21 protein-coding genes are annotated in these 24,208 nt (G+C 67.0%); 11 read left to right on the top strand and 10 right to left on the bottom strand.

Features of this window, described 5'->3' with window-relative positions; all coding sequences use genetic code 11:
• Nucleotides 1-321 precede the first annotated feature (321 nt).
• Nucleotides 322-681 (top strand): arsenate reductase (glutaredoxin), encoded by a 360-nt coding sequence (arsC, locus tag ACTRWB_RS05430; RefSeq protein ID WP_343491155.1) that lies wholly within the window; start codon nucleotides 322-324, stop codon nucleotides 679-681.
• 119 nt (nucleotides 682-800) lie between these two features.
• On the opposite strand, the gene ACTRWB_RS05435 is transcribed toward arsC, so the two are convergent.
• Nucleotides 801-1,016, bottom strand: a complete 216-nt coding sequence (locus ACTRWB_RS05435) for a zf-HC2 domain-containing protein (protein ID WP_343491156.1) — start codon at nucleotides 1,014-1,016, stop codon at nucleotides 801-803.
• Nucleotides 994-1,593, bottom strand: a complete 600-nt coding sequence (locus ACTRWB_RS05440; RefSeq protein ID WP_048250671.1) for an RNA polymerase factor sigma-70 — start codon at nucleotides 1,591-1,593, stop codon at nucleotides 994-996. The genes ACTRWB_RS05435 and ACTRWB_RS05440 overlap by 23 nt, the downstream gene beginning before the upstream one ends.
• Nucleotides 1,594-1,960: 367 nt before the next feature.
• Between ACTRWB_RS05440 and ACTRWB_RS05445 the strand changes: the two genes are divergently transcribed.
• Entirely contained in the window at nucleotides 1,961-2,515 is a 555-nt protein-coding gene (locus ACTRWB_RS05445) for an NADPH-dependent FMN reductase (RefSeq protein WP_048250672.1), read from the top strand.
• A 60-nt stretch (nucleotides 2,516-2,575) separates the two neighbouring features.
• Here ACTRWB_RS05445 and ACTRWB_RS05450 read toward each other — a convergent pair whose 3' ends face one another.
• The gene (locus ACTRWB_RS05450) at nucleotides 2,576-4,822 is read right to left on the bottom strand and encodes a response regulator (protein ID WP_446901194.1); all 2,247 of its coding nucleotides are present in this window, start codon (nucleotides 4,820-4,822) and stop codon (nucleotides 2,576-2,578) included.
• Nucleotides 4,823-5,291: 469 nt separating this feature from the next.
• Here ACTRWB_RS05450 and ACTRWB_RS05455 point away from each other — a divergent pair, with 469 nt between their 5' ends.
• From ACTRWB_RS05455 to ACTRWB_RS05465, 3 genes are read left to right on the top strand one after another with little or no spacing between them, the layout of a single operon-like run.
• Nucleotides 5,292-5,660: a response regulator gene (locus tag ACTRWB_RS05455; protein ID WP_048250675.1), complete on the top strand. Its 369-nt coding sequence runs from the start codon at nucleotides 5,292-5,294 to the stop codon at nucleotides 5,658-5,660.
• Entirely contained in the window at nucleotides 5,653-6,279 is a 627-nt protein-coding gene (locus tag ACTRWB_RS05460; protein ID WP_048250676.1) for a chemotaxis protein CheC, read from the top strand. Before ACTRWB_RS05455 ends, ACTRWB_RS05460 begins: the two co-directional genes overlap by 8 nt.
• Entirely contained in the window at nucleotides 6,276-7,214 is a 939-nt protein-coding gene (locus tag ACTRWB_RS05465) for a GGDEF domain-containing protein (protein ID WP_129516106.1), read from the top strand. The genes ACTRWB_RS05460 and ACTRWB_RS05465 overlap by 4 nt, the downstream gene beginning before the upstream one ends.
• Before the next feature lie 50 nt (nucleotides 7,215-7,264).
• Here the strand turns inward: ACTRWB_RS05465 and ACTRWB_RS05470 are convergent, their stop codons facing one another.
• Entirely contained in the window at nucleotides 7,265-8,149 is an 885-nt protein-coding gene (locus ACTRWB_RS05470) for an alpha/beta fold hydrolase (protein ID WP_412023516.1), read from the bottom strand.
• Between the two features lie 190 nt (nucleotides 8,150-8,339).
• Between ACTRWB_RS05470 and ACTRWB_RS05475 the strand changes: the two genes are divergently transcribed.
• The 5 genes from ACTRWB_RS05475 (at nucleotide 8,340) to ACTRWB_RS05495 (ending at nucleotide 13,753) form a co-directional block, all read left to right on the top strand.
• Nucleotides 8,340-8,672, top strand: coding sequence for a hypothetical protein (locus ACTRWB_RS05475; protein WP_048250680.1), 333 nt, complete (start codon nucleotides 8,340-8,342; stop codon nucleotides 8,670-8,672).
• A gap of 269 nt (nucleotides 8,673-8,941) precedes the next feature.
• Nucleotides 8,942-9,790 carry a presqualene diphosphate synthase HpnD gene (hpnD, locus tag ACTRWB_RS05480; protein ID WP_446901195.1) on the top strand — a complete coding sequence of 283 codons (849 nt, stop codon included), beginning with the start codon at nucleotides 8,942-8,944 and terminating at the stop codon, nucleotides 9,788-9,790.
• A gap of 13 nt (nucleotides 9,791-9,803) precedes the next feature.
• Nucleotides 9,804-11,057 (top strand): hydroxysqualene dehydroxylase HpnE, encoded by a 1,254-nt coding sequence (gene hpnE / locus ACTRWB_RS05485; protein ID WP_446901196.1) that lies wholly within the window; start codon nucleotides 9,804-9,806, stop codon nucleotides 11,055-11,057.
• A gap of 11 nt (nucleotides 11,058-11,068) precedes the next feature.
• Complete coding sequence (gene shc / locus ACTRWB_RS05490) at nucleotides 11,069-13,042, top strand: squalene--hopene cyclase (protein ID WP_343491161.1); 1,974 nt, start codon at nucleotides 11,069-11,071, stop codon at nucleotides 13,040-13,042.
• 54 nt (nucleotides 13,043-13,096) lie between these two features.
• On the top strand, nucleotides 13,097-13,753 hold the full coding sequence (locus ACTRWB_RS05495; protein WP_412025598.1) for a phosphorylase: 657 nt from the start codon (nucleotides 13,097-13,099) through the stop codon (nucleotides 13,751-13,753).
• Nucleotides 13,754-13,876: 123 nt separating this feature from the next.
• On the opposite strand, the gene ACTRWB_RS05500 is transcribed toward ACTRWB_RS05495, so the two are convergent.
• Together ACTRWB_RS05500 and hpnN are read right to left on the bottom strand one after the other, a co-directional pair.
• The gene (locus tag ACTRWB_RS05500) at nucleotides 13,877-14,878 is read right to left on the bottom strand and encodes an MlaA family lipoprotein (protein ID WP_446901197.1); all 1,002 of its coding nucleotides are present in this window, start codon (nucleotides 14,876-14,878) and stop codon (nucleotides 13,877-13,879) included.
• On the bottom strand, nucleotides 14,871-17,504 hold the full coding sequence (gene hpnN, locus ACTRWB_RS05505; RefSeq protein WP_446901198.1) for a hopanoid transporter HpnN: 2,634 nt from the start codon (nucleotides 17,502-17,504) through the stop codon (nucleotides 14,871-14,873). The genes ACTRWB_RS05500 and hpnN overlap by 8 nt, the downstream gene beginning before the upstream one ends.
• A 327-nt stretch (nucleotides 17,505-17,831) precedes the next feature.
• Here hpnN and ACTRWB_RS05510 point away from each other — a divergent pair, with 327 nt between their 5' ends.
• Nucleotides 17,832-18,428, top strand: a complete 597-nt coding sequence (locus tag ACTRWB_RS05510; protein WP_412023522.1) for an MlaC/ttg2D family ABC transporter substrate-binding protein — start codon at nucleotides 17,832-17,834, stop codon at nucleotides 18,426-18,428.
• Between the two features lie 170 nt (nucleotides 18,429-18,598).
• Here the strand turns inward: ACTRWB_RS05510 and ACTRWB_RS05515 are convergent, their stop codons facing one another.
• From ACTRWB_RS05515 to ACTRWB_RS05530, 4 genes are all read right to left on the bottom strand, one after another.
• Nucleotides 18,599-19,738: a fimbrial protein gene (locus tag ACTRWB_RS05515; protein ID WP_446901199.1), complete on the bottom strand. Its 1,140-nt coding sequence runs from the start codon at nucleotides 19,736-19,738 to the stop codon at nucleotides 18,599-18,601.
• A 32-nt stretch (nucleotides 19,739-19,770) separates the two neighbouring features.
• The gene (locus ACTRWB_RS05520; protein WP_446901416.1) at nucleotides 19,771-22,317 is read right to left on the bottom strand and encodes a fimbria/pilus outer membrane usher protein; all 2,547 of its coding nucleotides are present in this window, start codon (nucleotides 22,315-22,317) and stop codon (nucleotides 19,771-19,773) included.
• 153 nt (nucleotides 22,318-22,470) lie between these two features.
• Nucleotides 22,471-23,244, bottom strand: coding sequence for a fimbria/pilus periplasmic chaperone (locus tag ACTRWB_RS05525; RefSeq protein ID WP_446901200.1), 774 nt, complete (start codon nucleotides 23,242-23,244; stop codon nucleotides 22,471-22,473).
• An 89-nt stretch (nucleotides 23,245-23,333) separates the two neighbouring features.
• On the bottom strand, nucleotides 23,334-23,876 hold the full coding sequence (locus tag ACTRWB_RS05530) for a fimbrial protein (RefSeq protein ID WP_129516095.1): 543 nt from the start codon (nucleotides 23,874-23,876) through the stop codon (nucleotides 23,334-23,336).
• Nucleotides 23,877-24,208 lie beyond the last annotated feature (332 nt).

The raw sequence follows: 24,208 nt of genomic DNA on the forward strand, positions 1-24,208 counted from the left end.
CTTTATGCGCATAAACCCACCGACGTATCCACTTGGCATCTGCTTCCCTCGCGGCCCGACACGACGATCGCAATGCGTTGGCTCGCCGATCCCTATCCGTCACCCCGGATAACGAGCCACCTGACTTTATGAGCATAAACACGTCAATGCATTGACGCACCCCCCGATGGCTCTCCCCTTTCATGCCTCGCCACAACACCGCAAGCGTTACCACTCCGCTCCCGCGAAGCGTCGAATCCGCACCCGATCTCGCCGCAACCGCCTCACCGAGACACCCGATACAGACTGGCTACAATACAGGGCTCTTCCATCCAGGCCTGAATGATGATCACGATCTACCACAACCCCCGATGCTCGAAGTCGCGCGAGACGCTTGCATTGGTCGAGTCGCTGAATACCGTCGGCGCACCGTTGAACGTCGTCGAGTACCTGAAGACGCCGCCGACGATCGAGGAACTGGAAACGCTGCATCGGCAGCTTGGCCGCCCGGTTCGCGACATGCTCCGCGACGGCGAGGAGCCGTACAAGACGCTGAATCTGGCCCGCGCGGATCTGACCGACGCACAAGCCTACGCAGCGATCGTTGCTCACCCGATCCTGCTGCAGCGGCCCATCGTCGTCTATCGCGGGAAGGCGGCCATCGGTCGGCCGCCCGAATCGGTGCAAGCGCTGTTCGAATAATTCTTGCCCGGCGTATTTTTTCTTATTGCATCGCCCCGGCGCATGCATCGGCAATCGAAGCCGGTGCGATCGCCGGGCAGCACGCCACTCGCCGTCCGGACGATAGCCGCAACGCGCGTCTAGCCCTCTCCGGACGACGTGCCGTCATCGTCAGGCCCCCGCCCCGCCGCCGCTTTCGCGGCCGTCCGCAGCAGTGCAATCTGCCCGCGATAGGCTCTGCATCCGCTGCAGGTCGGCAGGTGCACGCGCACCTGCAGGCGCTCATGCAGGGTCAGATGGCGGTCGAGCGCATCCGACAGCAGGCGCGTCACGTCAGTACATTTCCCCGGCAGCATCTTCGGTCGTCAGTCCTTTTTCGCTCAGGCAGGTTCGCAGGCGCGTGCGCGCTCGATACAGCAGCACGCTGCAATGATTCGTCGTCAGCGTCAATTCGTTGCAGATGTCCGTGATCTCGACATCGAGAAATTCTCGCATCATGAACACGCGCCCGATCTGCTCGGGAAGGTGGTCGAGGCAGACCTGGAACAGCGTCCAGAATTGCTGCTGCTGCAGCAGCGTTTCGGGTCGCGGCCACGGGTGCGGTTTCGTATGCGGGGCCCAATGCCCGTTTTCCTTGAACAGCTCGCGATCGAGCACGGATTCGCCGTCGAGCTCGGCGTCGAGCGCGGACAGGCTCACCGTCCGCTGCCGCGCGCGCAGCACGTCGATCAGCTTGTTGCGCAGGATGCCGAACACCCAGGTCTTGTGGGCCGACAGTCCCGCGAAATCGCCCGCGTGCGACCACGCGGCGGTCAGTGCTTCCTGCACGGCGTCTTCGGCCGCGTCGGTATCGCGGAGCTGGAGTCGCGCGAAGCGCAGCAGGTCGCGCCGCAGTTGCGCGAGATAGTCGGGGTCGTCGTACGCGGACGGCATGTCTGGGTGGCAGTGTCTCGAAGCGATCGCGCTTGCGCCAAAGAGCGGGCGCGTCGTGGTGCGAGCAGCTTACTGGTCACGGTGCCGGCCTGCAACGGATGTTCCGTCACGAATTCACGAAACCGGCCGGCGCGCTGCGTTATGCTTGCCGAAACCCGCATCGCGCGTCGACGGCGCCGCGCGGCGGGCAATCTGTAACATCAGAACATAACGGTCGAGTTATCCACAATTTCTGTGGAAAACCTTGTGGAAAGTCGGCCTGACGGCCCCGTCGGGCGGTTCGCGGGCTGGCTTGCCTATAAACAGACCTTTGCCGCCTGTTCGGAAGCAATCGATTCGATTCCTCACTCACCGGAAGGAGAATTCCATGTCCTATCGTATTGCGGTCGTCGTCGGCAGCCTGCGCCGCGCTTCCTGGAACCGCGCGCTCGCGCACGCCGTGATTTCCCTCGCCCCCGCCGATTTTTCGTTCGAGTTCGTCGAGATCGGCGAACTGCCGCTCTACAGCCAGGACTACGACGCGGATTTCCCGGAGGTCGCGAAGCGCTTCAAGCAGTCGATCGAAGCCGCCGACGCGCTGCTGTTCGTCACGCCCGAGTACAACCGGTCGATTCCGGGCGTGCTGAAGAACGCACTCGACTGGGGCTCGCGCCCGTGGGGTTCCAACTCGTGGTCGGGCAAGCCGGGCGCGGTGCTCGGCACGTCGCCGGGCGCGACTGGCACCGCGCTGGCGCAACAGCACCTGCGCAACGTGCTCGCGTATCTCGATGTGAAGACGCTCGGCCAGCCCGAGATGTTCATCAAGCACGACGCGGCGCGCATCGACGAGCAGGGCCAGATCGTCAGCGAGGACACCCGCAAGTTCCTGCAGGGCTTCGTCGATCGTTACGCGGGCTGGGTGCGCCTGCTGAAGTCGGCCTGACGGCTTCAGCCCGATCGTCGCGCCCGTTCACGCAGCCGGCGCCGGCCGGCACCCCGCGGGTCACGCGCCGGCGTGTCGCGCGTCGCGCGCTTCGCGGATGCCCAGCAGGATCTCGTCGAGCAGCGCGATGTCGAACGGCTTCGACAGCACGCGGACGTTGACGGTGCGCGTGCGGTCGAGCTCCTCCGCATAACCGGTGACGAGAATCACGGGCAGCTTCCCGGGCCGCTTGTCGATCGCCTCGGCGAGGTCGATGCCGTTCAGGCTGCCCGGCATGTGGATATCCGAAATCACGAGGTCGAACGCGTCGTTCGCGGCCGCGCCCTCGATCAGGCGCAACGCGTCGTCGGCGGTGGGCGCATAGGTCACGCGGTGCCCGAGCAGCGAAAGCAGCGCTTCCGTGCCGGCCGCGACTTCGCTGTTGTCCTCGACGAGCAGCACGTGCAGGCCCGCGAGCGCGCTGGTGTCGTGGACGACGGCGGCCTGCGGGCGCGCAACGACGTCTTCGGCATGCGCGCGCGGCAGATAGAGGCGCACCGACGTGCCGGCGCCGACCGCGCTGTCGATCGTCGCGAGGCCGCCCGAGCGTTCGCAGAAAGCGAACACCTGCGGCAGGCCGAGCCCCGTCCCCATCCCCTGCGCCTTCGTCGTGAACAGCGGTTCGAACGCGCGCGCGAGCACGTCGGGTGCCATGCCCGAGCCCGTATCGTCGAGCGAGATCTGCACGAAATCGCCGGTCAGCGGAAAGCCGTCCTCGCGGCGCAGCGTCACGTTGCGCGCGCCGACCGTGAAGCGGCCGCCGGTCGTCATCGCGTCGCGCGCGTTGACCGCGAGGTTGATCACCGCGAGTTCGAGCTCCGCGACGTCGACGCGGATCGGCCAGACGCCGGGCTCGATCGCGACGACCAGCGACGATTTCGAACCGAGCGACGTCTTCAGCAGTTCGCGGCACGTGCCGACCCATTGCCCGATGTCGATCGTCTCGTTGTGCAGCGGCTGCTTGCGCGCGACGCCGAGGAGCTGGCGCGTGAGCGACTGCCCGTTCTTCAGCGCGCGTTCGATCGCGCCGAGTTCCTTGTCGAGATGCTGGACGCCGCGCCGCCGTGCGATCTGCACGTTGCTCGAGATGATCATCAGCAGGTTGTTGAAGTCGTGCGCGACGCTGCCGACGAGGTTGCCGAGCGCCTGCATCTTGCGCGACTGCCGGTACGCCGATTCGATCGAACGCCGCATCGACGCTTCCGCCTGCCAGCGGTCCCACGCCTCCTCTTCCGCCTTCAGCCGCTTGAGCGACAGCCAGATCACCGACCACAGCGCGACCGACGGCGCGAACATCGAGATGAACAGCACGCTCAGGTGTTCGTACCATTCATGCCAGATCGCCGACGTGCGGTAAGCGCACGTCACGTAGACGGGATAGCTGCCGACCTGGCGGTACGCGACGATCTCGCTGCTCGCGCCGTCGTGACGCACGCGCACGACGCCGGCGCGCGGATCGTTGCGCGTGTCGCCGAACGTGACGGTGCGATCGGTGTGCGCGAGCGACGGCGGCGGCGGATACGACGCGATCACCGCGCCGTCCGAGCGCGCGAGCGCCATCGTCATCGGCGTGCCGGCGCCGCCGAGCAGGTCGCGGTAGAACGCGTTGAAATACGACGACTTCAGCGCGATCGACACCATCCCGGCGAACGAACCGTCGCTATGGCGCCGCGCGACCCCCGTGTTGAACACCGGAATGTTCTCGAGCTTGAGTGGCCCCATCATCAGCCGCGAGATGTGTTCGATGACCTTGCCGTCGCGGATGCCGGCGAAGTCGTCGCGGTTCGCGATCGACGCATACGGCGCCGGATAGTAGAGGCTGTTGGCGAGCAGCATCCCGCTCGCGCCGAAGATCGACACGGCGGCCACCTGCGGATAACCGCCGCCGATCGTGTTCAGCGCTTCGTGGATGTCGGATTCCTTGCTGCGCACGGTGGCGTCGTCCATGTCCTGCACGAGGTCGACGATGCGCGCATCGAGCGTTTCGCTCAGGTCGAACACCTTGAGTGCGTGCTCCTCGGCGACGCGCACGGTGCGCATCGTCACGTCGCTCGCGGCAGCCTCGCGCGCGTTGAGGTCGTTGTACGCCATCACCATCACGTAGATGCAGGGCAGCACGATCGCCGCGACGAGCAGCACGATCAGCGTCACGCGGCGGACCGCGAAATCGTGCTCGGGCGCGCCGGCCGCGTAGCTTCCGTCGTCCTGCCAGTCGTCGGCGGGAGTGGAGGCGGGGGCGCGGGAGTCGGCGGGCCGTTCGGACGTCATCGAGGAAGCGGGTGAGGCGGAGGTGTCTGCCATCATAAACGAGTTGCGATGGCCCGCTGCGCGGCCCCGTACGTGCGCGATCCTGTCGATTTCGACAGGGGGCAACTGTCAGATTGAAAACGCGACGAATCCGGCAGCGCAAACGTACACAAGGAAAAATTTTGCGTACATATCTCAAAAATGGTCGCGGCTGTTTTCGGAATGACGCGCGATCGGATCGATTCTGTTCGAAATGGTGAATATGGCGAGTTGCATCGCCTTCGGTTTACTCCGAGAATCGCGCCTTGCTTTCCCTATGACAGATATATGCGCCCGCCGGCGTTCGCCGCGCGGTGCGTCGCGCGCACCCGCTCGCGGCGCCCGCGCGCGGCCGCAAGGCGGTTGCCTGCGCCCGAACGCATGACGCCTCAAGAAGTGCGCCGCGCGGTCGTTAACGCGAGAGAGACCATTCCGTATACCGCTTCGCTCCATGCCTTTGCCGATTGTAATTGCCGACGATTCCCTGCTCGCTCGCAAACTTCTGACAAAGGCGCTGCCGGGAGGCTGGGACGTCGACGTCGCGTATGCAACGAATGGTCGCGAGGCCTTGGCGCTCTATCGTGACGGCAAAGCTTCCGTGATGTTTCTGGATCTGACGATGCCCGACATGAGCGGCTATCAGGTTCTGGAGACACTGCGCCACGAAGATCTGAACACGTTCGTGATCGTGGTATCCGCCGATATCCAGCCGCAGGCGCAAGCACGCGTGCGCGAATTGGGCGCGATCGCATTCGTTGCCAAGCCCGTGACGTCGGAGGCATTGCTGCCCATTCTCAAGGAGTATGGGTTGTATGCCTGAATCGGTGTTCACGGCGGAGCAACGCGACGCGTTGCAGGAGATCGCCAACCTTGCGATGGGCCGCGCCGCCGCGCGGCTTGCATTGTTGCTCGGGCGCTTCATCGAGCTGTCGGTGCCGCGCGTGCGCGTCGTGAAAGCGGCCGATGCGGGCGACGCGCTGCGCGAGATGACGGGCATTCACGACAACGTGACCGCCGTGCGCCAGGGCTTTCGCTCCGACATCAAGGGCGAGGCGATCGTGCTGTGCCGCACCGCAAGCGTCGCGCGACTCACGACGGTCGTCGACCGCACGTTCGGCGACGGTGTATACGGCGGGATGGCGACGCCCGATGAAGTCGTGCTCGACGTCGCGAACGTGCTGATGGGCGCATGCGTCGCGTCGATCCTCGACGAGCTCGGCCGCAAGCCGGTGTTCTTTCCGCCGGGGCTGCTCGGGTCGAACGTGTCGTTCGACGACGTCTTCCAGCCGACCGTGCTCGCGTGGAGCGTCGCGCTGCTGCTCGAGGTGAACTTCGGGCTCGAGGATCATGCGTTCCGTGCCCACTTCGTGATGCTGATGGCCGAGGATTCGATGCGCCTGATGGGTGACGCGCTTGACGCGTTGCTGTCCGCGCTATGACGGCCGCCACCCCGTCGCTGAGCGACCTCGTGATCGAGCGGGTGGGCTTCGGCCTGTTCGTGCTCGACCGCTCGATGACCGTGCTGATGTGGAATCGCTTCATGCAGGACCACAGCGGCATCCCGGCCGCCGACGTGATCGGCCGCAACCTGTTCGACTGCTTTCCGGAGCTGCCGCTCGCGTGGCTGTCGCGCAAGCTCGAGAGCGTGTTCCAGCTCGGCAGCTTTGCGTTCAGCTCGTGGGAGCAGCGGCCCTACCTGTTCCGCTTCGAGCACGACCGGCCGATCACGGGCGGCGTCGACTACATGCAGCAGGACTGCACGTTCATGCCGCTCACGCGCGGCCGCGACGTCGAGGCCGTGTGCGTGACGATCTCGGACGTCACGCACGTGAGCGTGATGCAGCGCGAGCGCGAGGAAGCGGTCGCGAAGCTGCGCGAACACGCGAATCGCGACGGGCTGACCGGCATCGCGAACCGGCGCTTCTTCGAGGCGCGGCTCGGCGACGAATTCGCGCGCTGGCAGCGCTACGGCGGCGACATGTCGGTGCTGCTGTTCGACCTCGACCATTTCAAGACGATCAACGACCGCTTCGGGCATGCGGCCGGCGATGCCGTGCTGCGCGAGACGGCGCGCCGCGTCGCGTCGATCGTGCGCGCGCAGGATACGTTCGGCCGCTTCGGCGGCGAGGAATTCGCGCTGCTGCTGCCGTGCACGAGTCTCGACGAGGCGATGCGGGTGGCCGACAAGGTGCGAGACGCGATCGGCAGCGAGCCGGTCGATGCGGAGGGCGTCAGCGTGCCGGTGACGGCGAGTGTCGGCGGCGCGTGCGCGAAGACGGGCGCGCCGACCAGCGACGTGCTCGTCAACGAGGCCGACGCCGCGCTCTATCGCGCGAAGCGGCTCGGGCGCGACCGCTCGGTCGCCTACGCGTAGGCGCGCCCGCCCCGTATTGCGCGGAGCGGCTGCGGCGCGCCACGCCGCGTTCAGCTTTTTGCGATATCGGCGAGCACGCCGGCCAGTACGGCCGGCTGCGACACGAACGGCGAATGGCTGCTGTCGAGCTGGTGGACGTGGGTCGGATTGCCGGGCGCGAACGCGTCGGCTTCGTCGATGAAGCGCTGCTGCAGCGCAGGCAGGATCACGCGATCCTGCAGGCACTTGATGTAGTGGCGATCGATCGCGCCCCACCGCGCGGTGGTCGTCGGAATCGCGGTCGCGAACGGCGCGGCCGGCACATCGCAGGTCATCAGGTTCGCGACGGCCTCGAAGTCGGCTTGCGACACGTCGTCATACAGCGCGCGCTTCGCCAGATCGCGATACGCGGCGTCGCCGCTGCGCGGATCGATGCGCAGCGCGCCGGCGACGCGCGGGCTTGCGAGCATCAGCGGGCCGAGCAGCTCGCCCTTGTTTTCCGGCGCGCGCACGTAGTCGAGGCCCGGCACGCCCGATGCGGGCATGAAGGCCGCGAGATAGACGATCTTCGCGATCTTGTCCGGCGCGCGTTCGGCAGCCGCCGTGATCGCGAGGCCACCCATGCTGTGGCCGACGAGCACGACCTTGCCGTGGCCGAGCGCATACGCGTCGTCGACGGCCTGCATCACCTGCGTCGCGTAATCGTCGAGTGTCGTGTTCGCGACCGGCGACGGCTCGGCGCCGAACGCGTCCTTGTCGAGCGGACGTTCGAGGTAGGACGCGGGAAAGCGGGCATTGATGCCGTGTGCGGGCAGGTCGCGCGCGATCGACAGGTAGCCGCGCGCGGCCAGTGCTGCCGCGACGTGCGCGTAGCACCACGCGCCGTGCCAGGCGCCGTGCACGAGCACGAAAACGGGATGGTCGGACTGCGGGGTGGCGCTTACGTTCGTCTCCATGGTGTCCGTGTGCTTTGAGAAAGGTCCCATCTTAGACGAACCCGCACGTATCCTGACGCGAACGCACGGTGCGGTCGCGCGGCCGGACACGATCCGTCCCTCTTGTCTCGTGCAGGCCACATTTCGTCCGGATCCGATATGAATTTGTGCCGAAGCGCGCTAATTTGATGCTTTGCCCCGATTGCTCCCCATGAACGTCGACTATCTCTTCTACCGGAAGCCGAACAAACCCGGCCCCTATTCGCTCGACGACCTGGGCGAGATCGCGCCGCCGATCGGCCCCGGCGACCTGGTGCGCGCGGGGATCGCGCGCATATTCGAGCAGATCGACTGGCAGGAATCGCCCGACGTACCGGGCGCGTGGTTCGGCACGGGCGGCGCGGTATTCCAGTTCACCGCGGAGCCCGACGGCGGCGTGACGAGTTTCATGGGCTCGCGCCTCGAACGCCGTTCGATGCTGCAGCTGACGCGCGAAATGGGGCTCATCGCGCTCGATCTGCAGCGCGACATCGTTTACGGCTGACCGGCCACCGGCGCCGCGCGACGTCTATTTCCGCCGAAGCCGGCCGCGCTGGCCTGCCGGCGGCTCCCGGCGCCCCGCCGGGCGTGGCGCGTGTCCGCCATCGAACTTCAAAGATTGCTATACTTTCGCCCAATTCCGGCTTCCGGCCGGTATTTTGTGCCTGTCTGCGTCGAACGTTCGCATATCTCGCACGCATTTGACACCCTGACCATCCCAGCCGGGCATGGCTTCTTCAATCGCCCCGCGTGGGTGTCTCCGTGGAGCTTGTCTTGGCCGTTTCCAATTCCGTCGTGGACGAACAAGAAACCGACGCCGCTGCCGTCACATCGGGCAGTTCTTTCTATCTTGCGATGCGCATCCTGCCGGCGGTGCAGCGCGATGCGATGTTCCAGGTCTACGCGTTCTGCCGCGCGGTCGACGACATCGCCGACAGCGACCTGCCGCGCGCCGAGCGCACCGCGGGCCTCGATCGCTGGCGCGCGGACATCGACGCGTGTTTCGCGGGCCGGCCGCCGCGCCATCTGGCCGCGCTCGACCGCGAGATCCGCGCGTTCAACCTGCAGCGCGACGATTTCCACGCGATGATCGACGGGATGGCGATGGACGCGGTCGAGGATATCTGCGCGCCCGACGAGCCGACGCTCGACCTGTTCTGCGATCGCGTGGCGAGCGCGGCCGGCCGGCTGTCGGTGAGGATCTTCGGGATACCGGAAGCCGAAGGGATCAAGCTGTCGCACCACCTCGGCCGCGCGCTGCAACTGACCAACATCCTGCGCGACATCGACGACGACGCGGCGATCAACCGCTGTTACCTGCCGCGCGAGCTGCTCGCGCGCGAAGGCATCGCGATCACCGATCCGGCGACGATCGTGCGCGATCCGGCGCTGCCGCGCGTATGCGCGACGCTCGTCGAGCGCGCGTTCGAGCATTTCCACGAGGCCGACGCGGTGATGGATACCTGCACGCGTGCGCAGGTGAAGGCGCCGCGCATCATGTCGGGCGCGTATCGCTGCATTCTCGAAGCCGCGATCGCACGCGGTTTTGCCGCCCCGCGCGCGCCGCTGCGCAAGCCGAAAGCGCGCATGCTGATGATCGCCGCGCGCTACGCGCTGTTCTGAGCCGACCGAGTCGATGCCCAGAACCGTCCACGTGATCGGCGCAGGACTCGCGGGCCTGTCGGCCGCGGTCGAGCTGCAACGTCGCGGGCGGCGCATCGTGCTGCACGACGCGCACGCGCATGCGGGCGGCCGCTGCCGCTCGTGGTTCGACGGGACGCTGAACACGACGCTCGACAGCGGGCTGCACGTGGTATTCGCGGGACAGCCCGCGACGCAGCGCTACCTGCGCGCGATCGGTGCGGCCGATCAGCTCGTGGGGCCCGCGCTGCCTGAATTTCCGGCCGTCGACGTCGCGTCGCAGCAGCGCTGGACGCTGCGCTTCGGCAACGGGCGCTGGCCGTCGTGGTTGTTCGATGCCGCGTCGCGCGCGCCGGGCACGACGCCGCTCGATTACCTCGCGCTCGCCCCGCTCGCGTTGGCGCGCACGGGCCGCTCACTCGCACAGACGATGCGATGCGACGGCGTGCTGTGGGATCGTTGGCTGCGGCCGTATTTTCTCGGTGTGCTGAATGTCGAGCCGCGCCACGCAAGCGCCGAACTCGCGCGCGCGGCGCTGTGCGGCACGTTTGCCGCGGGCGGCCCGGGTTGCCGTCCGCTCGTCGCGCGCCACGGGCTCGGCAGCGCATTCGTCGAACCGGCGCTGCGGATGCTGCAGCACGGCGGCGCGCAGATCCGGCTGAACTCGCGGCTCGACGCGCTCGAATTCGGCGCGCACGGCAATGCGGTCGATGCGGTCGCGATCGGCGGCGAGCGCATCGATCTCGCGCCGGGCGACGCGGTCGTGCTGGCCGTGCCGCCCGAGGTTGCGCAGCCGCTCGTCCCCGAACTCACCGCGCCCGACACGTTCAGCGCGGTCGTGACCGCGTATTTCGCGGTCGAAGCGCCGGCCGGCAGCCCGCTGCAGACGACGGTCGTCAACGGCGTCGTCGATGCGGTACGCGCCGGCGGCGGCCAGCTCGCGGCAACGATCCGCGACGCGGGCCGCTGGCTCGACACGCCGCGCGACACGCTCGCGCGGCGCATCTGGGAAGACGTCGCGCGCGTGACGGGCGCGAACCCGGAAACCATCCCCGCATGGCAGCTCGTCGTCGAGCCGCGCGCGGGCTTTGCGGCGGTGCCGTCGCAGGAAATGAAACGTCCGGCCGTGCGTACGCGCTGGACCAATCTTGTGCTGGCGGGTGACTGGATTGCCACCGGTTTGCCCGCCACGATCGAGGGCGCGATCCGTTCCGGCCAGCTGGCCGCGGACGTGCTCCAGACACAATAAAAGAGGGACCGATGAACGATCTCACCGAAATGGCTACCCTGTCCGCCGGCACCGCGCCGGCCGACGTCGACGCCGCCGTTGCGCGTGCGACCGACGCACTGCTGGCCGCGCAGCAAGCGGACGGACACTGGGTCTACGAACTCGAAGCCGATTCGACGATTCCCGCCGAATACGTGCTGCTCGTCCACTATCTCGGCGAGACGCCGAACCTCGAGCTCGAACAGAAGATCGGCCGGTATCTGCGTCGCATCCAGCAGGCGGACGGCGGCTGGCCGCTGTTCACCGACGGCGCGCCGAACATCAGCGCGAGCGTGAAGGCGTATTTCGCGCTGAAGGTGATCGGCGACGACGAGAACGCGGAGCACATGCAGCGTGCGCGCAAGGCGATCCATGCGATGGGCGGCGCCGAGATGTCGAACGTGTTCACGCGCATCCAGCTCGCGCTGTTCGGTGCGATTCCGTGGCGCGCGGTGCCGATGATGCCGGTCGAGATCATGATGCTGCCGCAGTGGTTCCCGTTCCACCTGTCGAAGGTGTCGTACTGGGCGCGCACCGTGATCGTGCCGCTGCTCGTGCTGAACGCGAAGCGCCCGCTCGCGAAGAACCCGCGCGGCGTGCGCATCGACGAACTGTTCATCGATCCGCCCGTCAACGCCGGGCTGCTGCCGCGCCAGGGTCACCAGAGCCCCGGCTGGTTCGCGTTCTTCCGCGTGGTCGACCATGCGCTGCGCGCGGTCGACGGGCTGTTCCCGAGCTACACGCGCGAACGCGCGATCCGTCAGGCCGTGTCGTTCGTCGACGAGCGCCTGAACGGCGAGGATGGCCTCGGCGCGATCTATCCGGCGATGGCCAACTCGGTGATGATGTACGACGTGCTCGGCTACGCGGAAGATCATCCGAACCGCGCGATCGCGCGCAAGTCGGTCGAGAAGCTGCTCGTCGTGCAGGATGACGAAGCATATTGCCAGCCGTGCCTGTCGCCGGTGTGGGATACGTCGCTCGCGGCGCACGCGCTGCTGGAAACGGGCGATGCGCGCGCGGAAGAAGCCGTGCTGCGCGGCCTCGACTGGCTGCGTCCGCTGCAGATCCTCGACGTGCGCGGCGACTGGATCTCGCGCCGCCCGAACGTGCGGCCCGGCGGCTGGGCATTCCAGTACGCGAACGCGCACTACCCGGACGTCGACGATACGGCCGTGGTCGTGATGGCGATGGACCGTGCGCAGAAGCTCCGGCAGTCGGACACGTATCGCGAATCGATGGCGCGCGCGCGCGAATGGGTCGTCGGCATGCAGAGCAGCGACGGCGGCTGGGGCGCGTTCGAGCCGGAAAACACGCAGTACTACCTGAACAACATCCCGTTCTCCGATCACGGCGCGCTGCTCGATCCGCCGACGTCCGACGTGTCGGGACGCTGCCTGTCGATGCTGTCGCAGCTCGGCGAGACGGCCGCGAACAGCGAGCCGGCACGCCGCGCGCTCGACTACATGCTGAAGGAGCAGGAACCGGACGGCAGCTGGTACGGCCGCTGGGGGATGAACTACGTGTACGGCACGTGGACCGCGCTGTGCTCGCTGAACGCGGCCGGCCTCGGGCCGGAAGACCCGCGCATGAAGCGCGGCGCGCAGTGGCTGCTGTCGATCCAGAACAAGGATGGCGGCTGGGGCGAGGATGGCGACAGCTACAAGCTGAACTACCGCGGTTTCGAGCAGGCGCCGAGCACGGCGTCGCAGACGGCCTGGGCGCTGCTCGGCCTGATGGCGGCCGGCGAGGTGAACAACCCGGCCGTTGCGCGCGGTGTCGACTACCTGGTCGCCCAGCAGAACGAAGAAGGCCTGTGGGACGAGACGCGCTTCACCGCGACGGGCTTCCCGCGCGTGTTCTACCTGCGCTACCACGGTTATCGCAAGTTCTTCCCGCTGTGGGCGCTGGCGCGCTACCGCAACCTGAAGCGCGACAACGCCACGCGCGTCACGGTCGGGATGTAACGCGTGGGCGCGTCTCAACACAACGGCGCATTGCCCGTCATCGCGGTGACGGGGATGGCGTTCGAGGCGCGCATCGCGCGCGGTGACGGCGTCGAGGCCGTGTACGCCGCGCGGGCCGACCGGCTCGAACGCGCGCTGGCCGACGCGACCGCACGCGGTTGCGCGGGCATCGTGAGCTTCGGCACGGCGGGCGGGCTCGCGCCCGATCTGGCGCCCGGCGCGCTCGTGATCGCGAACGCGATCGACGGGCCGTTCGGTCGCGTCGAGACCGATACGGGCTGGAGCGCACGGCTCGTCGCCGCGCTGCAGGACACACCAGTCTGGGCGCGCGTCACGCGCGGCACGATCGCGGCGGTCGGCGCGCCGGTGATCAGCGAACAGGAAAAAGCGTCGCTGCACCACGCGAAGGGCGCGCTCGCCGTCGATATGGAGTCGCACATCGCGGCGGCCTTCGCGGCCGCGCGCGGCGTGCCGTTCGCGGTGTGCCGCGCGATCGTCGATCCGGCGTGGCGTACGCTGCCGAGCGCGGCGACGGCCGGCCTGCGCGACGACGGCAGCACGGCGATCCTGCCGATCCTGCGCGAGTTGCTGAAGCAACCGTCGCAGCTCGGCCCGTTGCTGCAGGTCGCGAGCGACGCGCGTGCGGCGCGTACGACCCTGATCCAGGCGCGGCACGCGTTCGAGCGTGCGGGCGCGATGCGGATCGTCTGAGCGGCACGCGCCGCGTTTCCGTCTCTCCCCCTTCTTTCCCTCTTCCCGTTTCACGCGGACAAAAAAAGCGCGCTGCATCATGCAGCGCGCTTTGTCTTTGCGGCGGTCGCCGTTATTGTGGCGTTACTGCGCGGCCGGCGTGCTCGCAGGCATCGCGGGAGCGGCCGGCGCTGTCGCCGAGCCGGACGATGCCGGTGTTGCTGCCGATGCCGATGCCGATGCCGGAGCAGCGGCGGGCGCGCTCGCGGGCATCGCATTGTCCGCACCCGGATCGTCGTACTGCGGCAACCCCGGCGCGGCCGGCGCGTTGTTCGGCATGGTGCCCGATGCGCCGCCCGACTCGCCCGGGTCCTCGTAGTTCGGCAGTCCCGGCACGGCCGGCGTCGCGGCCGGCGCCGCGCCCGATTCACCCGGCTCGTTGTAGTTCGGCAGCGTGGCCGACGACGACTGGCTGTGGTACGTCAGCGACTTGCGCTGCTGCAGGTACGCGTCGCGCACGAACGAATACGGATCGAGCGCGGCCTGCTTCAGCAGGTCGGTCGCGCCGAGCAGGTCCGAACGCGCGCTGATGAACTGCGCGATGTACATCGGGTTGCGCGCGGCCGGCTCGATGTAGTTGAGCAGGTTGAAGCGCACGTCCACCGCGCGGCCGACGCCGTCGCGGATCGTGCTCGGCCCGAACACGGGCAGCACGAGGTACGGGCCGGACGGCACGCCCCAGCGCGCGAGCGTCAGGCCGAAATCCTGGTGATGCTTCGGCAGGCCGGCCGGCGTCGCGATGTCGATCAGGCCGGCGACGCCGAACAGCGAGTTCATCGCCACGCGCATCAGATCCTGCGTCGCATCGGTGATGCGCAACTGCAGCAGGTTGTTCGCCATGTTGCCGAGATCGCCGAGGTTCGAGAAGAAGTTGCTGATCGCGGTGCGCACGGGCGTCGGCGTGATCTTCTGGTAACCCTTCGCGATCGGCACGGCGATGTTCGAATCGACCGCGTCGTTGATCTTGTACATCGTCCGGTTCATCGGCTCGAGCGGGTCGTTGGGATTGCGGTTCGGTCCCGTCGCGCAGCCGGTCAGCATCGCGCTGGCGGCAACGGTCGCCGCAATGATTCGCACCTTATTCATTGATTCCTTGCGATTGGTTCTTGGCGCGTTTGACGCGCGGTTTGCCCATCAGGACGGGCTGGAACACCACGGCGCCGATCAGCGTGCAGGTCAGTGCCAGCGCGAGCAGCTTGCCCATGCTCGACGTGCCCGGGTGGTGCGACAGCCACAGGCTGCCGAATGCGGTTGCCGTCGTCGCGGCGCTGAACAGCACCGCATGCGTGAGGCTCGAATGCAGCAACCCCGTCTGCCCCGCGCGCCACGCCATCACGAAATACACCTTGAACGCGACGCCGACGCCGAGCATCAGCGGCAGCGCGATGATGTTCGCGAAGTTGAGCGGCATGCCGAGCACGACGCACATCTCGAGCGTCACGACGCCCGACACGAGCAGCGGCACCAGCGTGCGCAGCACGTCGCCGAAGCGGCGCAGCGTGACCCACAGCAGGATCGTGATCGAAATGATCGACCACAGCGCCGCGTGCAGGAACGCGTTGATGATCGTGTCGGCCGAATGCAGGATCGAGATCGGCCCGCCGGTCGTGCCCGGTTCCGCGGCCTTCACGGTTTTCGCGAAGCGGCGCAGCATCGTGTCGTCGTTCGGGTCGACGCCCTTCGGCACCTTCGGCGAGATCTGCACGAGCGCGTGGCCGTCCGGCGCGATCCAGTCGCGGACGATCTGCGGCGGCAGCGATTCGCGCGTGACGTCCTGCGGCTGCAGCAGCATCGCGAGCTGGTTGAGCGCGATACGCAGCGTGTCGGAGAACGCGCGCTCGGCGCGGTCGCGCGTCGCGCTGTCAGCGGCGGCGAGCTTTGCGAGCGATGCGGACAAATGCTGCGCGGCTGCCGCGCCCGGGCCCGGGTGATCCTCGGCCGCGTAGCCCAGCAGGTCCGATACGCGCTTGAGCGCGGCGACGCGCTGCGCGTCGGTCGCGGGCGGCGCGGCCGGCTGCGTCAGCGCGGGCAGCAGGTCGCCCGCGGCCGCGGCGATCGCCGTGCGCTTGGCCGGCTGGTCGGTGGGGATGAAGGTCGACAGGGTGGTCGTGCGGCCGACTTCGGGCAGCGCGTCGAGACGCTTCGCGGCCGCGTCGGCGTCCGCGAGCGACGGCGCGAGCAGCGTGACGTCGTTGACGGCCGCTTCGGGCGAATCCTTCAGCGCGAGCAGCGTCGCCATCGATTCGCTGTGCGGGTCCTTCAGATGCAGCGGGTTGAAGTCGAAGCGCAGGAACGCGAGCAGCGGCAGCGCGCCGATCACGACCACGAGCGTGCCGATCAGGATCGGCTTGCGATGGCGATCGAGAAAATCGTCGACCGGCGCGAGCCACGGGAAGCCCGGCGTCTTCGATTCGCCCGGCGGCGCGAACAGGCGCAGCAGCGCGGGCAGCAGCGTGAGCGTGGTCAGCAGGGCGACGAACATCCCGACGCCCGCGATCAGGCCAAGCTCGGACACGCCGCGATAGGCCGTGGGGATGAACGAGAAGAAGCTTGCGGCGACGGCCGCGGTGGCCAGCGCGAGCGGCATGCCCATCGAGTGCGCGGCGCCGATCAGCGCGTGATCGATGCGCGGGTCGCGGAAGCGTTCCTCGCGGTACTTCACGCCGTACTGGATCGAGAAGTCGACGCCGAGGCCGACGAACAGCACCATGAACGCGACCGAGATCATGTTCAGCGAGCCGACCATCGCGAGGCCGAGCGCGGCGGTCACGACGAGGCCGACGAACAGTGTGACGAGCACCGAGCCGATCATCCGCTTCGAGCGCAGCGCAAGCCACAGGATCACGAGTACGGCCAGCAGCGTGAGGGCACCGTTGAGCGCGGCGCCGTCCTCGACCGACGCGAATTCGTCGTCGGCGAGCGGTTGTTCGCCGGTCAGGCGCACGGCCGCGCCGTAGCGCTTCTCGAGGTCGAGCGAACGGGCCGCGTCGCGGATCACCTGGCTGGTTTCCGCGCCGGCCTTCAGCGCGCCGTAGTTGACCACGGGCTGCACGGTGACGAACGCGCGCGCGGGCTGCCGCGCGGCATCGCTGTCGACCAGCGCGCGCCACGAGAACGCGGCCGGCTTGCCGGCCAGCACGTCGTCCACCGTCGCGGCGCTGCGCGCGAGCAGCTTCGCCATCGCGGGCAGCTTCACCTGGCCGGTCAGCAGCGGCTGGCCGAGCGTGGTGGCCAGCGTCGTCGCGAGCCCGGTCAGGCTCGGGTTCTTCGCGAGTTCGTTGACGAGCGGGCGCGCGCTCGCGAGCTGCGACGTCGTATCGGCGACTTCCTGCGACGACAGGAACAGCAGCCCGTTGTGCTCGAAGAACGGCCCGCCGCCGGGCTCGGCGACCTGGCCGATGCGACCGGCATCGGCCTGCTTCTGCAGCGCCTCGGTCAGCGCATGCGCGGCGGCATTCGCGAATTCGGGCGCGGGCGCCTCGACGACCGCGAGGATCGTGCCGTTGCGTTGCGGGAACGCATTGTCGATCGCCTGGCCGAGCGCGGCCCATTGCGGTTCCGCATCGACGAGCTTGCTGATGTCGGTGTTGATCTTGAAATGCTGCGCGACGTAGACGCCGCTGAAGGCGGCGATGACGAGCGACAGGACGACGACCCAGACGGGGCGGCGTACCGACCATGCAACGAGTCGGACGATGAGAGATGTCACCATGTGGCGGTGGGGAGCGGCTGGCAAGGGCAAAGTAGCCAAGTATACCGGCGCGGCGTGGCGGCGGACGTGACGTTGCGGGTTTCGGGGCGGGAAGGAGATTTGTTCGTGGCGGCGGAATCGGTGCGGGCGGCCGGTCGATTTGTAAGGGGATATTTACATAATCGGCACCGGGCTGCATCGCCGCGCCCCGGCCCGCGCCTGTGACAAACGCAGCTGAAAGGTAACAGTCGGTCACGGTGCGGCAACCGGGCGTCAGGCCCGGTATACTTTGCCGCACCGGCCGATGCAAGGAGCCGGCCGTTTTTTCCCATTGAGCGCGATATTCGTATGAAACGTCATCTGTTTGCTTTCCTCGCGGCCGCCGCCGTGTCGGTTTCCGCTTTCGCGCAGAGCGCGCCGGTCGACATCGTCCGCAATGCGGTCGAGGGCACCGTCACCGCGATGAAGGCCGATCCGTCGGCACGCGGCGGCGACATGGCGAAGGTCACGCAGGTCGTCGAGCAGCGCTTCCTGCCCGCGACGAATTTCGAGCGCACGACCCGCATCGCCGTCGGCGACGCGTGGAAGCAGGCGACGCCGGATCAGCAACAGGAGCTGTACAAGCAGTTCAAGCTGCTGATGACGCGCACCTACGCCGCGTCGCTCGCGCAGCTCGGCAGCCAGGATGCGAAGTTCTCGTTCAAGGCCGGCGGCGCGTCGGGCGCCGACGCGCTCGTGCAGTCGACGGTGACGACGCCGGGCGACAGCCAGTCGGTCGGTTATCGTCTCGGCAAGGTCGGCAACGACTGGAAGATCTACGACATCGACATGTCGGGCGCGTGGCTGATCCAGGTCTACCAGGGCCAGTTCAAGAGCCAGCTCGCATCGGGCGGGATCGCCGGGCTGATCGCGTATCTGCAGAAGCACAATTCGCGGACGAACTGACGGCCGCTGCGCGGTCCGGAGTTCAGTTGCATGAAGGGCGCCCGAGGGCGCCCTTGCTTTTTTACCCAGGGGCCCGGTGAGCAGTCGAACGACCGATGCGACCGCGCGTCCGGGCGTGCCCGCGCAAGTCCGGGCCGCCTCCGCACACATCGAGGTTCACTGTGCGCGGCCTACTGATACGTCATGGTGAAGGTCAGCACCGCGTTCGCGCTGCCGGCCTTCACGCTGGCGGCCGTCTGGTAGTACCTGGCCGTGAGCGGGATCGTGTAGGAGCCGCCTGTCGATTTGCTGTAGCTCGTCAGCGTGTACTGCGTGTTGTATTTCAGCGCATTGCCGTTGTTGTCCTTCAGTTGCAGGCCGATGCCGCTGGCCGTCGAATCGCTCGACAGCGCCAGCACGCCGTTCGTGCTATCGAGCACGGCATTGACCGGGATGAACTGGTACTGGATCGTGTTCAGGCCCGACGGGCAGGCATTGACAGCCACGGTGACCGGAATGGCCGGCGAAGTGGTCGAGCCGATGCCCTTGAATGCCGACTGCATATACGAACCCATGTTGACCGTCACGTTCGGCGTGATGCACGCCGCGACGTTGACGATGGTCGGGGTTAGCGAAAACGACACGAGGGGCGAGGCGGCGACCGTATAGGGGGCACTACCACCGGTGCCCGTTGCTGACGCTCCCACGACCAGCACGCCGCCCGTCACCGTGCCTGCCGTGATGGGGCCGGTCTTGACCAGCGCCGCCTGGACCTGGCCACCGTTGGTGATCGAAGTAACGATGCCGCTCGTGTTGCAGACCCAGCCTGCCCATGGGAGGGGGATCTGCGAAGCAGTCGACTTGGAAAGATCGATCCAGGGCTGGGTTCCGCATTGGTTCGCGTAAGTCGTCACACCGATCGCGACACCGACGCCAGGCACATTGGTATTCCAGACGGTATAGGTTGCACCACTTGGCCCGGCCGCGGTCATGCCGGCCTTGGTCAGCGACTGCGGTTCAAAGACCATGCCAGCGACGACCACACCCGATACCGTGCATGTGTAGTAGTTGGGAACGTTCGAGGTACTGAACCAGCCGGTCAGCAGGGTGCCGACCGCTGCATCGCGCGGGATCGTCACCGAGGCCGGCATCGACAGCGTTACCGTCTGCGCCGTTCCCGAGCAACTGATGGTTCCCGCGGCGAACACGGGACGTGTGCCGAAGCCGAGCATCAGTGCCGCCAGCGTCAGTAGCCAGAATGCCAGACGGCGCATGCCATGCCCCGCTTTGGTTTGCCTGCGCATCGCGGCCGGCTTTTCGTTCTTGTTCATCTTCTCTCCCAGGTCCATCGCGCCCGCTGCGCTCATTTCGTACATACCGCTTCCGCATCGGTCCAGCGTTGTTTGCTCGTCTTGCTTGCCGTCGCCAGCGTGTACGACATCGAACAGCCCTCGGCGACCGTATCGCCCCACTTCACATTCAGCGTGCCGGTGTCGGTCTTCACGCCGCGCAGTACGATGCGGCCATCCTGCGCGACGGTGCCGACATTCCGCCCCGCCGCATCGCTCACCTCGGCGCCGAACGGAACCGGCTCGCCATCGGCCATGCGCGCGCGCATGATCACCGCGCGCCCGCCGCCCTCGGTCTCGAACTTCAGTCGCACCACCGCGCCTGCGGTCGGCGCGATGTGCTGCGCGCTCGACTTCAGCTCGACACTCATCGGCACACCCTTGGGATCGATCTCCACCTCGTTGGTCGAGAACGGCGTCAGGCTCGACACCAGCGCATGGCCGAACGGATCGACGCGCAGCCCACTGCCGGCCGTCACGCGTGCCCCGTGCGCGTCCTTGGCCTCGACGATCGCGACGGTCTCGCCCATGGTCGGCGTAAAGGCAACGCCGCCCGCATAGGCCACCATGCCGCCCGAGATGCCGCCGCCGTACTGCTTGAAGCCGGTGCCCGTCGAAGCATTGCCCGTGACGGTCGCATAGGGCGACATGTAGGACACGTTGCCGCCCACGTTGGTCGCCGCTCGCGCGCCGCCGCCACTGGTCCGGCCGACGTTCACGCCGTAGCTGAGCGCGTTGTCGACGCCGAGCGCACCCGTCATCGACTGCTGGACCACGGTCGAACCACGGGAATCGTGCTGCAGGCTGGTCGACGAATACACCGTGCGCGAGCCGAGGTTCAGCGGGATCGACACGTTCAGCATGAAACGGTTGTCCCAGCGGTTTTGCGTCACGTCGAATTGGCGCGCGGCCGACACGCCGTAGTTGATGCGCCGGAAATTATTGTTGTAGCCGGCCTGATACTGCGTGTCGTTGCCGCCGCGATTCCAGTAGTTGACGGTCGAGCCCGACAGGTAGAAAGCGCCCCAACCCTCCGGCAGGCTCTGGTTCAGCGTGACCTGGAACTGGCCGCGACGCACGCCGCCCGACAGCAGACCGCTCACGCCGCCCGTCTGCTGGCCGCGCAACTGCATCGCGTCCTGCAGGCCCAGATAGCCGCTGCTCGAATAGCGATAGGCGGCCACCGCGATATTGGTATGGGTCGGGCTGATCAGCTTGCTGTACGAGATCCGCACGCTCTGGCCGTGGCGCGTGCCGATGCCCGGCAAATCGGTATTGGCCTGCGTGATGTCGAGCGCGAACGCGCCCAGCTGCGTATTGAGCGCGGCGCCGACCACGCCGGCCACATAGCCGGGCGCGGCCGTCACGCCGCCGTAGCCGGTGATCAGGTTGGTGAAACCATGCTGGACGGTCGCCTGGAACAGCGCCGGCTTGCTCGACAGCAGCGGACTGCGGTACTGGCCGGCCGTCACGCTGAAGTGCGTGACGCCCGGCCGCAGCGAACTGACGGCCGACGCGTACGTCACCTTGAAGGTGTGGATGCTGCCGTCGGCCTCGGTCACGATGACGTCGAGGTCGCCGCCATAACCGGTCGTATAGAGATCGTCGATCACGAACGGGCCGGTCGCGACGTTGGCGCTGTAGATGACGTTGCCGTTCTGGCGCACCTGTACCAGCGCATTGCTGTTGGCGATGCCGTGGATGGTCGGTGCGTAACCGCGTTGCGATTCCGGATACATGCGCTCGTCGCTGGCGAGCTGCACGCCGCGAAAGCCCACGCTGTCGAACATCGTGCCGTCGGTGAACGCGTCGCCGATCACGAACTGCGCCTTCAGGCGCGCGATCGAGCGCTGCAGGCTGGTCTGCACGCTCTGGTAGTGCGGGCCGCCGCGCGAGTCGTAGGTAGTGTTGCCGTTGTGGCGGAAGCGCCAGGGCCCGACGTTCAGGCCGGCGGTGAGGCCCAGGAACGCCTGGGTCGACGATGCGCCGCGGTTCTCGGCACGATAGATATTGCCGTTGTACGACAGCAGCGCGGCCGGCACGCCCTCGTCCCAGTAGCGCGGGTCCACGTAGCCGCGCGCCGCGCGGCTCAGCGACGCCTGCGGGATGCTGACGTCGAGCCGCTGCTCGCCATTGTCGAAGTTGGCAACCGCGTCGGGCACCAGCATGCCGATCGTCGCGCAAGCCTGGTTCGGGTCCGTCAGCATGTGCGTCGCCTCGGGCGACAGCTTCGCGAGATCCACGCCGACTTGCTGAAGCAAGTCGCGATTGAAGCAGGGCTGGACGTTGTTCGGGTTGTCGCCTACCTGGCGCAGCGTGATCTCGGCGCGACCGATCCAGTTCGTGTTGACGAACAGATCGGCGCGATACGAACCCGGCAACGCGACATTGCCCTTCTCGAAGCGGCTCACGTCCACCCGCGCGCCGCCCGGGCGCTGCAGAAACAGATCGTTGAACTGGACTTCCGCCACTTGCGTGGCATCCGTGGTCGCCGCCATCACGCCAGTCGATGCGAACATCGCCAGTGCGAGCAGGCAGCACGGGCGCGGGCGCCAGTGCATGGACAGCGGCAAGCTAGATATACGTTGAATCACGATAGACAGCCGAGCGTGAGCAAGCCTGCGCCCTGCCCGGGGCGGGCATGCTTGGTCTTGCGATGAGAAGGACGTGGCGCGCTAGCCGCGCCGCGCGCAATCGAAGCGGTCAGCCGTGCATCATTGCGACGGTGCCGCGGTGCCTGACCGCAGTGGCGCCTCGCTGCTGACCGCGCCACCGTAGTCGTTCAACGCCGTGTAGTGCACGCTGGCGCCCGCCGCATCGGGCACATCACCCTTCAGCGGAAAGACGCGCGTCTCGCCCGGCCCGACCATGCCGCCATCGTCGAAGATCGCGCGATGGCCGCCCGACTGCACGCTGATCATGGTCAGCGAGACATGGAACGGCGTCGGGTTATGCACCTCGATGGCCGGCTTGCCGTCGGCTTGTGTGAGGCGCCACGTGAGCTGCGCCGGCGCATCGGCCGACGAACCCTTGAGTTTGTCCGGGCGATAGAACACCTTGATGCGCGAGCGGAACGCGAGCTGGATCCGGTTCATGTCCGCGTCCGCCGCGCTCGCCTTGGGCGGCACTTCGAGCACGTTGAGCCAGAACACCGACTCGCGATCCTCCGGCAGCGGCTCGCCGGTATAGACGATGCGCAGCGTCTGCGACTTGGACGGATCGATCCGCGCAATCGGCGGCGTGACGGTGAACGGCACCTTGATATTGGACGGCGCGCTGCGCACGTCACCTGCATCGACCCATGACTGCACGAGCGCCGGCGCCTGGCCTGCGTTCGACAGTTTCAGCGTGACCTCGGATTCGCTCGCGCCGTAGATCACGCGCGTGCCGCCGATCACCACCGACGCGTCGGCGGGTGTCGCCAGGTAACCGAGCCATGCGATACACACGGCGGCGATCGAGAATCTGAGTGCTTTTCGTAGCTTCATGGCTTGGATCGATTCAGGCAACGTAACGGAGGCAGGGGGCGAATGCATGCCGCCCCACCCGGTTTTAATGTGGATAACTAATCAATAAGTTACTGATAAACGAGCGAGTACATGACGCTCGATGTCGCCGCGCCGGCCGTTGCGGCGCCGGTGGCGTAGTATTCCGCGAGGTAGTTCAGCGTGGCGGTGCCAGCGGCGGTGATTGCTACCGACTGTGAGTTCTGCGAAGCGTCTGCGGCACCAAGCTTGATGGGCGTATAGTCACCGTTCAACAGGCGAATCTCGACGTTGGTCGCGCCGCCTGCGGTCAGGAACAGGTTGCCGGTGGCGGTGTCGACCGTCGGGCCCGGTTCGAAGTAGGCGTGGACGTTGCCCGACGCCGGCGTGCAGGCCGTCAGCGCGATGCTGAACGCCTTGGCGCTGGCAGTTTGGCCTGCGGCGGCCAGCGCGCTGGTCGACACGTTCAGCAGCGGAACATTGAAGTTGTTCGAGTTGCTGCCGTTGCCGTTGATCGTGCAAGTTTGCGCGGTTACGCTGCCGGTGAACGTGATCGTGCCGTCGGCTGCAGATGCGACTTGCGAAGCCGTGGCGGCACCCACGAGCAACAGAGCGGAAATGAGTTTGGTTTGCATGGTTTTTAGTTTCTTGAACGATTTAAATTGATTTACGACGCCGAGGCGCTATTCACTCAATAGCGCCCGCGACATCCAACGGCAACCCGGTTAGGCGTCATGCCGCCGAAATTTTTGTTTCCGTCCCGGTTACATTTGGACGAAACGAATCCTACTGGCCCCAACCAATCTAAAGATGAACTTTTGTCACGTCGCGATGACATCGGCGATGCCGTGCGGTGTAGGACTGAACGGCATCGGTTCTTGGGCGCCCTCGCTCGTCGCCGGGCAGTCGCCTGAATACCGTGTATCGCTTGATGACGTCACGCACTCGATCGCGCGGCTCGTGAGGA

The organism is Burkholderia sp. YIM B11467 (assembly GCF_052952715.1).

Excerpts from the sequence above, each read along its gene's own strand:
- arsC (WP_343491155.1), top strand. The coding sequence starts at position 322 with ATGATGATCACGATCTACCACAACCCCCGATGCTCGAAGTCGCGCGAG.
- ACTRWB_RS05435 (WP_343491156.1), bottom strand. The coding sequence starts at position 1,016 with ATGCTGCCGGGGAAATGTACTGACGTGACGCGCCTGCTGTCGGATGCG.
- ACTRWB_RS05440 (WP_048250671.1), bottom strand. The coding sequence starts at position 1,593 with ATGCCGTCCGCGTACGACGACCCCGACTATCTCGCGCAACTGCGGCGC.
- ACTRWB_RS05445 (WP_048250672.1), top strand. The coding sequence starts at position 1,961 with ATGTCCTATCGTATTGCGGTCGTCGTCGGCAGCCTGCGCCGCGCTTCC.
- ACTRWB_RS05450 (WP_446901194.1), bottom strand. The coding sequence starts at position 4,822 with ATGACGTCCGAACGGCCCGCCGACTCCCGCGCCCCCGCCTCCACTCCC.
- ACTRWB_RS05455 (WP_048250675.1), top strand. The coding sequence starts at position 5,292 with ATGCCTTTGCCGATTGTAATTGCCGACGATTCCCTGCTCGCTCGCAAA.
- ACTRWB_RS05460 (WP_048250676.1), top strand. The coding sequence starts at position 5,653 with ATGCCTGAATCGGTGTTCACGGCGGAGCAACGCGACGCGTTGCAGGAG.
- ACTRWB_RS05465 (WP_129516106.1), top strand. The coding sequence starts at position 6,276 with ATGACGGCCGCCACCCCGTCGCTGAGCGACCTCGTGATCGAGCGGGTG.
- ACTRWB_RS05470 (WP_412023516.1), bottom strand. The coding sequence starts at position 8,149 with ATGGAGACGAACGTAAGCGCCACCCCGCAGTCCGACCATCCCGTTTTC.
- ACTRWB_RS05475 (WP_048250680.1), top strand. The coding sequence starts at position 8,340 with ATGAACGTCGACTATCTCTTCTACCGGAAGCCGAACAAACCCGGCCCC.
- hpnE (WP_446901196.1), top strand. The coding sequence starts at position 9,804 with ATGCCCAGAACCGTCCACGTGATCGGCGCAGGACTCGCGGGCCTGTCG.
- shc (WP_343491161.1), top strand. The coding sequence starts at position 11,069 with ATGAACGATCTCACCGAAATGGCTACCCTGTCCGCCGGCACCGCGCCG.
- ACTRWB_RS05495 (WP_412025598.1), top strand. The coding sequence starts at position 13,097 with ATGGCGTTCGAGGCGCGCATCGCGCGCGGTGACGGCGTCGAGGCCGTG.
- ACTRWB_RS05500 (WP_446901197.1), bottom strand. The coding sequence starts at position 14,878 with ATGAATAAGGTGCGAATCATTGCGGCGACCGTTGCCGCCAGCGCGATG.
- hpnN (WP_446901198.1), bottom strand. The coding sequence starts at position 17,504 with ATGGTGACATCTCTCATCGTCCGACTCGTTGCATGGTCGGTACGCCGC.
- ACTRWB_RS05510 (WP_412023522.1), top strand. The coding sequence starts at position 17,832 with ATGAAACGTCATCTGTTTGCTTTCCTCGCGGCCGCCGCCGTGTCGGTT.
- ACTRWB_RS05515 (WP_446901199.1), bottom strand. The coding sequence starts at position 19,738 with ATGAACAAGAACGAAAAGCCGGCCGCGATGCGCAGGCAAACCAAAGCG.
- ACTRWB_RS05520 (WP_446901416.1), bottom strand. The coding sequence starts at position 22,317 with ATGCACTGGCGCCCGCGCCCGTGCTGCCTGCTCGCACTGGCGATGTTC.
- ACTRWB_RS05525 (WP_446901200.1), bottom strand. The coding sequence starts at position 23,244 with ATGAAGCTACGAAAAGCACTCAGATTCTCGATCGCCGCCGTGTGTATC.
- ACTRWB_RS05530 (WP_129516095.1), bottom strand. The coding sequence starts at position 23,876 with ATGCAAACCAAACTCATTTCCGCTCTGTTGCTCGTGGGTGCCGCCACG.